At 46.3% G+C, this 12393-nt stretch carries 8 protein-coding genes and 1 pseudogene; all 9 read right to left on the bottom strand.

What is annotated here, in order from left to right; genetic code table 11:
* Positions 1-211: 211 nt before the first annotated feature.
* A complete protein-coding gene (locus DW917_RS02935; protein ID WP_118116339.1) occupies positions 212-1942 on the bottom strand; it encodes a lipid A phosphoethanolamine transferase in 1731 nt (576 codons plus the stop codon).
* Positions 1943-1952: 10 nt separating this feature from the next.
* Positions 1953-3050, bottom strand: a complete 1098-nt coding sequence (locus DW917_RS02930; protein ID WP_233524620.1) for a BamA/TamA family outer membrane protein — start codon at positions 3048-3050, stop codon at positions 1953-1955.
* Positions 3051-3213: 163 nt separating this feature from the next.
* A complete protein-coding gene (locus tag DW917_RS02925) occupies positions 3214-4176 on the bottom strand; it encodes a PCMD domain-containing protein (RefSeq protein ID WP_118116335.1) in 963 nt (320 codons plus the stop codon).
* 161 nt (positions 4177-4337) lie between these two features.
* Complete coding sequence (gene menB, locus DW917_RS02920; RefSeq protein WP_118116333.1) at positions 4338-5159, bottom strand: 1,4-dihydroxy-2-naphthoyl-CoA synthase; 822 nt, start codon at positions 5157-5159, stop codon at positions 4338-4340.
* Positions 5160-5212: 53 nt separating this feature from the next.
* Positions 5213-7051, bottom strand: coding sequence for a 2-succinyl-5-enolpyruvyl-6-hydroxy-3-cyclohexene-1-carboxylic-acid synthase (gene menD / locus DW917_RS02915; RefSeq protein ID WP_118116331.1), 1839 nt, complete (start codon positions 7049-7051; stop codon positions 5213-5215).
* Between the two features lie 24 nt (positions 7052-7075).
* Positions 7076-8098, bottom strand: a complete 1023-nt coding sequence (locus DW917_RS02910) for a chorismate-binding protein (protein ID WP_118116329.1) — start codon at positions 8096-8098, stop codon at positions 7076-7078.
* 111 nt (positions 8099-8209) lie between these two features.
* Positions 8210-8623: pseudogene (locus tag DW917_RS02905) on the bottom strand (PaaI family thioesterase); the annotation flags it as partial.
* A 466-nt stretch (positions 8624-9089) separates the two neighbouring features.
* A complete protein-coding gene (locus tag DW917_RS02900; RefSeq protein ID WP_118116476.1) occupies positions 9090-10487 on the bottom strand; it encodes a threonine/serine exporter ThrE family protein in 1398 nt (465 codons plus the stop codon).
* 142 nt (positions 10488-10629) lie between these two features.
* Positions 10630-12318, bottom strand: coding sequence for a putative transporter (locus DW917_RS02895; protein ID WP_118116327.1), 1689 nt, complete (start codon positions 12316-12318; stop codon positions 10630-10632).
* Positions 12319-12393 lie beyond the last annotated feature (75 nt).

The following is a 12393-nucleotide window of genomic DNA, read 5'->3' as shown; positions in this document are numbered from 1 at the left end:
TTTAAACTTTATTGTTTAATTCTTTGTTGTTTATATTTTAGATTCATCTATATGAATGCATTTGCCCTTGAAAGTATCCTTATGACACTTTCAAGGGCAAAGATACTACTTTTTTTCGTAAAAGAGATAAAAAATGAATTATTTTTCATTTTATCTATCATTCTTCTTTCTATTTGCCATTTATCTTTCTTGTTTTCTTTTATCTGGTTTTCTATTTGTCAAATCCACAGTCGGCTTGCGGAATTGCTTCATCATGGTCGTTGAGATACAGCAGAGGCTCTGGATGATAGCCCGAATTTGCTACGGAATATCTGTCTATACGGTATCGGGTGGCAATGCCGCCGAGCTGTAGCATCGTGTGGAAGGCAGAACGGCTGCTTTGTATCTCCTTATGTTTATTCTGGGAGAGAGCCGCATCTACTCTTGGTTCCTGATGCTCATAACTCCTTGATGTCCAAATCAGGAAAGGTACGTCCAGTTCATAATGCGAAGCACGTGGTGCGGCATGTAGGAAGAGTTTCCTGTTGTCATCGAAGATATTCTCTCCGTGGTCGCTTGTATAGAGCATGGCACTCATGCCGCCTTTCTTCTGCAGACGTTCGATGATGCTGTGCAATACGTAGTCGGTATAGCGGATGGTATTGTCGTAAGCGTTCAACAGGTCGCGGCGGTTTTCTGCTTTGGCATCACTCTGGCTGTCTGGCTGGAAATGCGCCATGTTTCTCGGATAGCGTTCCATATAGTTGAAATGTGAACCGTATGTATGGAGTACGATGAAGAGTTTCTGATGTTTTCTGCTCAGTATCTGGTCGAGAATTGGCAGCAGGTCTGCATCATAGACATTGCCTTTTTCGTCCATCTTGGCCAGTTTTCCCTGCCCGTACATTTTGTCGAATGTTTGACCATACGTCTTGTCGAAAGCCTCGTTTCTGTCTCCGGTTTTGATGAAAGCCCATTCGTCAGCCTGTTCACCCAGGAAGTCGATGAAGGAATGGTTGGGGAGTTGATTGCTCAGGAAAACGGTATGAAAACCGGCTTCCCTGAAGGCTGCCAGGATTCCCTTCTCGTGGAACAGACGCTCGAAGTCGCTGGCTGAGGCTGCCGAAAGGAGCATCGGCACGCTCTTGTGGGTTGTGTTCGACTGGGTTGTCACCTTGTCGAATGCCACGAGTCCTGCTGTCTTGCCGAGCAATGGATTGGTATCACGTTGGTAACCATAGAGACTGAAATTGTGTGCTCTGGCTGTTTCGCCCACTACCATCACATATACTTCACTGGAATCGGCTGGATGGGTAGAAGTGGCATTGAATCGGAAATTCTGGGAGGCTTCCTGATAATTTACTGAGGCGTTGTTGCGCTGCACGGCTAAGCCGAGATTGTAGAACACATTGGCAGGGTAGAGCTGATCCTGTAACTTGTAATCATCTGAAAACCAGTATGTAAAGCCCAGGAAGAGCAGACCTGTTATCGTTGTTGAGGCTCCCCATTTATGCATTCTTCTCTGCCAGTTGCTTGATAGTGGAGCCCACCGTTTGCTTCTGATGGATATGATTCCTAAGATGAGCAGCGGTAGATATACGATGAATACTCCGGCCACGGCTGGTACCAGATTGTCGAGCAGTTCCATAGCCTCACCAGGATTGGTGGTCACGAGGTTGAGGAACATATCCACGGCTATCACTCCTTTACCGAAGAGGTAGAGGAGTACCAGCTGGAATGCTGCAAAGAAGATCATGATGAAGCATATCCATATCATCTTGCCCGTTTTCTTGCAGAGTGACATCAGTAGCATATAGATGCCCAATGGCAGTATGATATTGGTGGCACTCGCCCAGAGTGACAGGCGCTCCGTGATACAGAGAACGATGTTGGGCAACAGTAGTGCCAACGTCGCATAGATATAGAGTAGCTTATTGAAATTGTCTTTATTGATAAAGTTCATTATTTTTTGATTAAAATGCCTCGTTGATACTAAACAGGAATCCAGATTGTCCTGCTTTTCCGAATCCGTAGTCAAGGCGTACATTTACATTCTTCTTGAATTCCCAGCGGTATCCCAATCCGTAGTTAGGCAGGATGTGTCGGGAACGGATGTTGCTGAACTTGCTGAATATGGTTCCGGCACCTACCCAGACGGTCAGACTGTTGCGCTTCCATATATGTTGGCGAAGTTCCACCTGCGCCTCTATCTTATGTTTGTCCCTATACCGTCCTTCGTAGTATCCGCGCATGGAGTTGCTGTTGCCCAAGAGAGCCATCATGCCCCAAGACGGGTTACCGAAATTGAGCATTGTACGGAAATCCTCTGCCAGGATGGCGCCCTTCCATACTTTCTGATAGGCATCTACTTGCAGTTCGGTGGTACTGAAAGCATAATCGTTGCCCATGAAGCGTGGTCGGAAACATTGGGTCAGGTTGATGTAGAGACCTTGATGTGGATAGGTAAGCACATCTCTTGAATCATAGACGGCAGAGAAACCGGCACCTAAATTCCAGGTATGTCTGTCCATGCCGTTGAGCAGTTCTGGTCGTTCTACGTTTTTACCTATCACATAGTCATAGCTCACCATGGAACCGATGTAGAAGTTGCTTCCCAGGTGGAAGAGAAAACTACCCTTGATGCGGGCTTGCCATCGCTTCATCTCACTCTTGTTACTGTCGTCATTTCCCATGTCGTATCCCATGCCCCAGTAGTCGCAGGGAAAGGAGTAGAAATAGACGGTATAGTCGGCACGGTATTTATCCTGTGGAAAAATGTGGGTACCCCTGATGCCTAACATGTAGAATCCTACAGTGCTCACATCACCGAAGAGTGATACGTTGGAAGGAGGCAGAATCGTATCATTGGGGTTGGTACGATAGAGTCCTGCAGCCACAAGTCCTAACCCCAGTTTTGTGTCGGTGCTGTAGTGTGGACCGCCGATGATGCTGAAGTCGAATTTCTTATGCTTCTTGTTTTTGTTGGCATCATTGAAATAGTCGAGAAATCTCGTTATGAGAGATTTCTTTTTCGCAGGAGTGTTGAGGGTATCAGACTCCTCGGCAGTCATTACATGGATGCTGTCTACTGGAAGATAATCAGTTCGCGCTTTGGCACAAGAAGGTTCTGACAAAGCAAGCCAGATGAGACACATGAGTAGATGCTTCATGATACTATTTTTCCTAAATAAGATATTGTTGCTTCTTATATATATAATAAGGTGTGGGACGCGATTAATAAACGAGTCCCACATTGTCTATCCAAAATGTGTTTCCTGGAGTTCCGATATATGCTCCGCCATGAGAGGAAGAGAACTGTAATACGAGATGAGTTGGAGTTTCATTGGCAGCTGCCCATCCTACTTCCTTTACAGGTACGCTCTTGCCCTTGCTGTTGCGTGCATAGTCGGTAGTACGAAGTCCCATAAGAGATGCATTATATCCTGCCATGTGGCGGATATCGCCATAATGTATCTCGTAAGTGGCATTTTCCACCCATCCACTGGTACTCTTGCCATATTTCACCACTACGGTACCTACGCGCTTGGCGGTAATATTGCCTCTGGCATCCTCATGACGTTTCTGAAGATAAAGAAGAGTTACGGCATAGTCATGCCCCGCTACGGTAGAGGCACTGCTGAACCCCGTCTGCTTGATGCGGGTAGGACTGGTGCTGAGGTGAGTCTTGTAGTCGTATCTCAAAGCCTTTGGACGGGCGGTGAAAGGAATACCCCAGTTGATAGCCTTCGGACCATCCTTGGTACCCGTGATAGGTTCACGTACATCGCCCAGAAAGAGAGAACCGGCTGCCAGTACCTTGATGTTGATAAGGCCGAGCACCTTCACCTTCTCGATATGGGTGACGAGTTTGGCACAATGGCCATGACCGGCATGGGTATCACGATATACAGAACAGTTGGTCTTGTAGATACCGGATACATGAGCCAGGACATTGGATGTTCCCCAAGGAGAGCCGCCTTTGTTGGTATATGGGTTGTTGCCAGAGAGCGACATGTTGGGACCTACTTCATAGAGCGTCTTTTGGTTGCCACCAATAATTCCTGATTCCTTAATACTTCTTGTTACCCATTGATCCATGTTTCCATACTTAAATGGAACAAATTTACCCGCACCCTGTGCTCCCATTGTTATGGTTGAACAGAGTGCCATAGCTAAGATTAATCCTTTAATTTTCATTACTGTAACTTTTATTACTTTTGTATTTCGGCTGCAAAGTTAGAAAAATATTTTGGTATTATGAGTTTTTTTATAGAAAAAAATGCCGAAAAGAATGAATCTGTAGCCAAAAAGGTAAATTCCTGTGGATATATGTTTCCTTGATGTGAAATGATAGGAAATTATGGGAACATCGGGTAGTCGTCAAAGTTTGGTTTGCGCTTCTCTAAGAATGCCTTACCACCTTCCTGCGCTTCATCCATCGTGTAATAAAGCATGGTGGCATCTCCAGCCAGTTCCTGAATACCAGCCTGTCCGTCAAGTTCTGCATTCAGACCTGCCTTGATCATGCGGAGGGCGAGAGGAGAACGTTCCATCATGATTTCTGCCCATTCCACACAGGTATCTTCCAGTTGGTCGAAAGGCACAACCTTGTTCACCATGCCCATTTCTTCTGCTTCCTTGGCAGTATATTGCTTGCAGAGGAACCAGATTTCGCGTGCCTTCTTCTGACCTACCATGCGGGCAAGGTATGAAGCACCGAAACCGGCATCGAAACTGCCTACTTTTGGACCAGTCTGTCCGAAGATGGCATTCTCTGATGCAATAGTCAGGTCGCACATGACATGGAGCACATGACCGCCACCGATGGCATAACCGTTTACCATGGCGATGACTGGTTTGGGCAAGCGGCGTATCTGCATCTGCACGTCGAGTACGTTGAGACGTGGTACTCCATCGGAACCCACATAGCCACCACGGCCTTTCACGTGCATATCGCCTCCCGAACAGAATGCCTTGTCGCCTGCTCCTGTCAGAATCACGACACGGATGCCCTGACACTCACGGCAATAGCTGAAGGCTTGTGACATTTCCCAGGTGGTGAGTGGGGTGAAAGCATTGCGGTAACGCTCACGGTTGATGGTTATCTTTGCGATGTGATTGTATTCTTCGAAGATGATTTCCTTGAAATCAAATCCTTCTATTTTTTTCCAATTTCTCATATGTTATGAATGTTTGTTCTAATTCTCATGGATGGGATTGAATGTATCCCGTTTTATAAACTTTTGAAGTAATCTTCCAGTGCCCGGTTGTCTGCATCGATGTCGGTGAATACTTCGAGAAGCATCGGTCTCTCTGAGTCAGAATGGATGAGTTGGTCAATACCATACTTCATCGTTTTCATATTGTCTGCTCCCAGATAGGTGATATCGTTTGCCTGACAGATGTTGACAGCTGAAGTCTGGTGTTCTGCCATCACGAGGTTTTCTCTGGCTGCACTTTCCTTCAGTCCTTTGAACTTGCCGAAGATGGCACCACCGCCATTATTGAGTACGATGATGCGGAGACTGCCGTTGAGGTTCTGGTTCCAGAGGGCATTCTGGTCGTAGAAGAAACTGAGATCGCCCAGGATGCAGAATACCTTCTGTTGTTTTTTGGCATCTGGATGATGATATTCCGAGAGATAGATGGATAGTCCTGCTGCTGCGGAGAGTGTTCCCTCGATACCATTCACGCCTCTATTGCAGAATGCGTATTGATGCGCATAGATACAACCCAGGCGTATTGCCATACTGTTGCCATAGAATACGCGGCATTCTCTGCTGTCCTTCTTGGAGTTGGCATGAAATTCCTGTTCAAAATACCTGACGGTAGCCATGCTGCTGTATTCCGGTTCATAATCGTAGGCGTGCCGTTTGGCATGTCGTAAGGCTGTTGTCCAGAGGTCCCGGTAATCATTCACCTCATCTGGATATTTCTGCTCGTAGGAGGTCATGGCATCTGCCAGCTGATGCACATTTGCCTGGAAAATCCGGTCGGTTCGCATGAAGGTGTCGATATAGTCTCCGTCCTTGCTCACTCGCCATACCTGAGCCTTTTGGGCTGCTTTTCTCAGAAACTGCTTGAGTCGCTTGCTGACGATGTTGCCGCCTGTATAGAGAATGAAGTCTGGCAGGTAGGCTTCTTCATCGAAATCCGGGTCTTCTGCTTTTTTGACTTCTATCTGATAGAGTACTTCTTCAAAGTTAGTCATCAGTTGGGATGTCGAAAATTTCCTGTCAGCAGGATCCTTACTGTCGAGTCCCAAAGCGGTTGGTTCACAGAGTATGACTGCCCAGTTCTGAATATTCTTGATTCCATAGAGTATGGAGGCAGGATAGTCTTGTCCGATGATTATCATCGGCTTTTTGGCTTCCAGAAAGTCAAGCAGATCGCCATAGTGGAAATCTCCGCTCCACATTCCCGAACGGATGTAATCCACTTTATGGGCTTGTGGCAGTTGACGGCATGTAAACTCATAGAGGGGTTCCGGTATCGGAATATTGATGTGTACCGGTCCTATCTTGCGGTGTTTGCAGTCGATAAGGGCTTCGTTGACCAATCGCTCGCAATGCCATGCCTGTTCATCGTGCATGCTGTTGATAGCTTCGGCATTTGCAGGCAGGCATCCTTCTTCGCTATGAATGCGAGGAGTGATAATAGGCAGGTTCACGCTCTTGTTGACCATTGTTCCGAAAACATCCGGTTGTGGAAGGGTCTGCCCATCTTGTTGCCCGATCCATGCGCCCGGCCGGTCTGCTGAGATAAAGACAACCGGCAGTTTCTGATAGTATGCTTCTGCTACTGCTGGATATAGGTTGAGTAATGCAGAACCAGAAGTGACGCATACCGCTACTGGGGATGGACAAGGTGAAGGGTCACCCAAGGCCATTCCTAATGCTACGAATCCTGCACTTCTCTCATCCGTTACGGGATAACAGGTGATGCCGTCTATCTCATTGAGGTTATGTACCAGTGGTGCGTTGCGACTGCCTGGACATACCACAACTCTCCTGACTCCATGTCTTTTCAGTACATTGGTCAGTATATTTACATTCTCAATATTGCTAAACACGAATCTGCTTTTTTTAATGTATGATTACTTGCTGATAACAGCTCTCATGGTTCCTAATTTTGCCTCTGTTTCTTCCCATTCCTTCTGCATTTCACTTTCTGCAAGCAGTCCTCCGCCTGCATACAGTTGGAAGTTGCCACCCTGGTGTATATTCATGCATCTGAGTGAAACATAGAGTTGGGTTTCTCCCGAAGGCATGAGGGGACCCACGAATCCGCTGTAGTATTTGCGGTTGATACTTTCATGATCCAGGATGTATTGGCGGGTTTCTTCCTTGGGAATACCGCAGATAGCTGGGGTAGGAAAGAGTGCATCCAGTACATCGCCTAAGCAGTCGGTATCTTCCAGTCGGAAGAGGAAATCGGTACGAAGATGGTAGAGGTTGGCTGCCATTGTGGTGAAGGGACCTTCCTTGCTGTATTCATCCGTAAATTCTGAGATGACATCCTCGATATAGTCGGTTACATACTGCTGTTCTTCCTGTTCCTTCTTCGTCCAGTCTGTTTCTTCTCCGGCATGTGTTCCAGCCAGGGCCATAGTCTTGAATTCGCATCCGTTTCCACTGAGCAGTATTTCCGGCGTAGCCATGAGCCATGTGCCCGATTGGGTCGTGGAGACGAGCGCGATAAAGAGGCGTGGGTACATCTGGCAGGCCTTCTTGAAGAGTTCTTCAGCCTTCAGTCCTTTTGCTTCAGGTGATTTCTGGTGTGAGCAGCGAGCCAATACGATTTTGTCGAATATTCCCTTGGTCAGTTGCTGATGGAAATCTTCGAAATCTTTCTGGTATGCTTCTTTCTCGCTGACAGATTCTGGAAAATGAATCTTCTTATTGTCTGTAGTTACTGCCTGGATAGGGAAGTGTTTGACCACATCGGGGCGCATCAGGAGAATAGGACATTCTTCCGAAGGCATGAAAGGGGCGATGACGAAGCCATGTTTCCCATTCAGTTCATTGACGGAATTGAGTTTTTCGGGATCATCATCATGCTGCATCACCAACGTATAGTGATCTTTATAGGGGAGTCGATAAAATGCAAATGCTGACATGCCGTTTTAGTCCTCCTGATTGGTTGATGGGTTTTCTGTTGCTTGCATAGGGGTATCATCTTCCTGTAGCGGTTTATCCTCAGCATCCTGCAGGTTTACCTTCTTTCCGCTGTCTTTTTTAGGAGTGAAGACGTAGTTGGTTACCTGTACAGTACAGATGATGTCTCCAGCTGAGTTCTTGATATCTATTTTCCATGTATGTAGGGTTCTTCCCTTATGGATGAGCTTACCGAATGCAGTAACGGTATCGCCCTCAGAAACTGCCAGAACATGGGTACCGCTCACGTTGATGCCCACGGCTATTTGGCCCGGACAAAGTGCCAACGAACCTACACCTGCCAGATTTTCTGCCAGTGCAAGTGAGGCACCCCCACTGAGGAATCCGAAAGGTTGCTTGTTTCTTTCATCCACTTTCATGGTGGCTTGGAGCGTGTCAGGCTCTGGAGTTGATATAAAATGCATTCCGAGGGTCTGGGAAAGACCATCTGTTTTTTCTATTCTATCAATAAAATGTTCTATATTCATAGTCTTAATTCCTTTTTGGTTCTGTTTAAAGGCAAAGATACAACAAATAATTGAAATAGGGAGAGAAAAAGAAGAAAAAATCATTAATAAAACAAAATATGCCATCAAAAATGAGAAAAGATATTTACATCCTTGTAAAGGACAGGACATTTATCAGAAGCGCTTCTTTTCCGAGAGTCATGACCCACTTTTATTTTTCCCTGCCCAGGGAAAAATTTCTCCTTGCCCAGCCGTAATTTTTTCCTTGCCCAGAGAATCAATTTTCATGATATCATTTTATTCATCTTTCTTTATCAGTTTTCTTTATAGTTTTTCTTCATCTGATTTATTCATTGTTTTTTTCATCCGATAACTCCGCGTAATCCGATGAATAAAAATAATGAAGAAAAAAGAGGGCGTGTCACAGACTTATGACACACCCTCTATTATAATAATTGAGTCTTGTTCTTTTTGATGAAATAAGGCTCTATTTGATTTCTACTTCATGCAAATCCACAAATTCGCCGTTCTTCTTCTTTCTTTCCACGAGCATATTGAAGAGCTTGCGCTTGCGGTTGTCTGCAATAAAGCGGCGGAAGAAGACATTCGGAATAGCTACACCCAGAGCGATGCAGATGATAGCAAGCGATGCCTTGATGGCATTGTTCATACCTACCGTAACCTCACCTACCACACCGTGCATATCAATGAAAGCAAAGAGTGCACGATACATCAATACACCCGGTACCATAGGGATTACACTTGGAATCGTGATACACTGGTGAGGAGTGTGGAACCAGTGACGGGCCTTGATGACAATGATACTGATGAGGGCTGAACCTGCCAAGGAACCGATGCTCAAACCCATATCCAGACCGATATTGCCATTGCTTGGACCGAGGTTCACAAAGTTACGGAAACATACGGCGATGATACCTCCTACGGCTACTGCTGGCAACAGTCTTCTCGGAATACTGAAAATGGTAGAGAAACCCATAGCTGATACGGCTGCTGCGATGGCAAATTCCCAATATTCGTGGTGAGGAGTCATGGTGAGATCCGTCACAAAGTTGTCGATGTGACATACCTGGATGGCAAATGCAATACCGAATGCCATAGACAGAACCATCAGCAACGTGTTGAGTGCTCTTACCATACCCACCTCGATATATCCGTCGAGCATATCACTCACAAAGTTGATCAGCGGTACACCCGGTACGATAAAGAGGGCACATGCCATCAGTGGATGCCAAGGAGTAGCAGAATGCATGAAATCAGGCAGACTGTTAGCAATGCTTGGATTGAGCGAAAGGAAAGAGGTGAGCCATGCGATAAGAGTAGCAACAAATGCTGAGATACCGATAGCCACATAGTTATTGCAACCTTTGGAAGGCAAGAACATACGAAGGCGGAAACCGAGGATGGCTGCCAATGAACAATAGAAGAATGCTGGCCAGTCACAACCGAACTGAATGCAGAATCCGCCGCAGGCAAATCCACCGCCGATGGCTACCTGCCAAGGGGTGAAACTGCGTGGAGTTGCCTTTACCTCGTTGAGTGCTGCCTCATATTGGTCGAGCGAATAGTCTTCCTTGATGGCACGCCAGGTCAACTTACTGATCATTGAAATGGATGTCAGGTTGATGCCGTGCTTTTCGCAGCGCTGGAACTTAGAGAACGAGTGCTGCTCGTCACTATAGTTCACCATCAGGACGTTCCAGTTGATGTAGAGATGCAGGTATTTCTCGTCGAGTCCTAAGAAAGCAGCAGCTCGTTTCATTGTTCGCATGATGCGTGAGGTGTCGGCTGCGCTCTCTATGAGGATGCTTCCTGTACGGAGCAGAAGGTCGAGTTTTCTACGAAGTTCGGCCTCGGAAATCTCCATACACTTGCAGTTGTCTTTCTCGTTACCACACTTGCATGTCTTGTTTTCTTCTGAATTGGCTAAGATTGCCCCTAATTCATTCTCCTTTTCCATGAATGTCTTTTTTTATCCTTAATAATCTTTTTATAAAGTGGGTCCGTTTTTATCCGAACACGAAAATAATAATCTGTATAGTTACAATGCGCAGGAACATGGCAAATGGATATACATTCGCATAGCCTACGGTTGGTGAATCGGCTGAGGTCTGTTCTCTTACGTATGCCAAAGCCGATGGGTTCGTGTTGGCGCCAGCCAATACGCCAAGCAGGGTGAAGTAATTGATGTGGAATAGGTAACGGCCGATGATACCGCCCAACAGGATTGGAATCATGGTGATGCCGATGCCATAGAGAATCCAGATCATACCCTTCTCGGTAGCCACCGTCTCAATGAACTGTTCTCCTGTACCGAGTCCAACACATGCCAGGAAGATACAGATACCTATCTCTCGCAACATGAGGTTGGCGGATATCGTATTGTAAGTCACGAGGTTGTACTTCGGACCGAAATAACCTATCAGGATGGCTACTACCAATGGTCCACCGGTCAGTCCAAGACGCAGGTTCTCGTTGATGCCTGGGATGAAGAAAGGAATATTGGCAACGATACAACCGAGCATGATACCCAAGAAGATAGGAATCAGGTTAGGGTAGTTGAGTCGTTTCATCTGGTTACCCAATACTTTCTCTGTATGACTGATGGCGAGTTCTGTACCTACTACGGTAACACGGTCGCCCAATTGAAGTTTCAAATTTGGTGTGGCTATCAGATCGACGCCTGCACGGTTTACACGAGTGATGTTGGTACCTAAGTTAGAGCGAATCTGCATCTGTGAGATGGTCTTTCCGTTGATGCCTGGCTTGGTAATACGAATACGGCGGGTAATCAACTCATTACCAAACTCCTCCCATGCCATATCTATTTTTTCACCGCAGAGTGCGATGAGAGGCTCCTGTACAGTAGGGTGAGCCACTACATAGATGATGTCGCCCTCGTTGAGTACAGTCTGTCCGTTGACCATTTCCTTGTTGCTGTTGTTGTCAGGACGGTGTATCTGCGAAATCATGAAGTCACGGTCCAAGATATGGCGTACCTCTTTCACGGTTTTACCAAAAATCATTTTATTGGTAATCTTCACAGAGAATGTGTTGAGGGTCATAGCTTCCAGATGTCCGAATCCGCGCTTAGCCTGTGCATCTTCTTCATTCTTGTCGATGCGGAGCGCAAATCGCAAGATGATGAAAGAGAGGATGACACCCAGTACACCCATCGGATAGGCGATGGCATAGCCGGCAGCGATGGATGGAGCATCGATATGGCGCAAATCGCTGAATGCCTGTTGTGCCGCACCGAGACCTGGCGTATTGGTTACTGCTCCAGAGAGGATACCTGCCATCGAAGTGATAGAGGTGTTGGAGATAGAGTAGATGCCGAGCGTGGTAATGATGCTCAGGGCAATGACGATGATGCTGAGCAAGTTGAGACTCTTGCCACCGTTCTTGAAGGAAGAGAAGAAACTTGGTCCCACTTCCAGACCGATGGAATAAACGAAGAGTATCAGACCGAACTCTTTGAGGAAGTGGAGCAGGTGCTCATCCAGATTGAGCGAGAAATGCCCAAAGATAAGACCGATGAATAGAATCCACGCCAAGCCAAGGGAAACACCTTTCACCTTAATCTTGCCGAGACTCAAGCCCAGTGTGATGACCAATGCAAGTATCATGACAGAATGGGCTACACCGCCTCCCCAAAGGTCAGGGAAGCCGTAAAATAGATTTCTTAAGATATCCATAACTACTTGTAAAATTGAAAATTCGAGTGCAAAGGTACTAATTTTTATTTATTTATAGTTAGGTATCGCACTTTT

The sequence above is a fragment of the Prevotella sp. AM42-24 genome, assembly GCF_003461825.1.
GTDB lineage: Bacteria > Bacteroidota > Bacteroidia > Bacteroidales > Bacteroidaceae > Prevotella > Prevotella hominis.
This window is presented reverse-complemented; position numbering and strand designations above follow the sequence as displayed.

Bases quoted from the DNA above. Each gene is read 5' to 3' on its own strand.
- DW917_RS02935 (WP_118116339.1), bottom strand. From the start codon at position 1,942: ATGAACTTTATCAATAAAGACAATTTCAATAAGCTACTCTATATCTAT.
- DW917_RS02930 (WP_233524620.1), bottom strand. From the start codon at position 3,050: ATGACTGCCGAGGAGTCTGATACCCTCAACACTCCTGCGAAAAAGAAA.
- DW917_RS02925 (WP_118116335.1), bottom strand. From the start codon at position 4,176: ATGAAAATTAAAGGATTAATCTTAGCTATGGCACTCTGTTCAACCATA.
- menB (WP_118116333.1), bottom strand. From the start codon at position 5,159: ATGAGAAATTGGAAAAAAATAGAAGGATTTGATTTCAAGGAAATCATC.
- DW917_RS02910 (WP_118116329.1), bottom strand. From the start codon at position 8,098: ATGTCAGCATTTGCATTTTATCGACTCCCCTATAAAGATCACTATACG.
- DW917_RS02900 (WP_118116476.1), bottom strand. From the start codon at position 10,487: ATGGAGATTTCCGAGGCCGAACTTCGTAGAAAACTCGACCTTCTGCTC.
- DW917_RS02895 (WP_118116327.1), bottom strand. From the start codon at position 12,318: ATGGATATCTTAAGAAATCTATTTTACGGCTTCCCTGACCTTTGGGGA.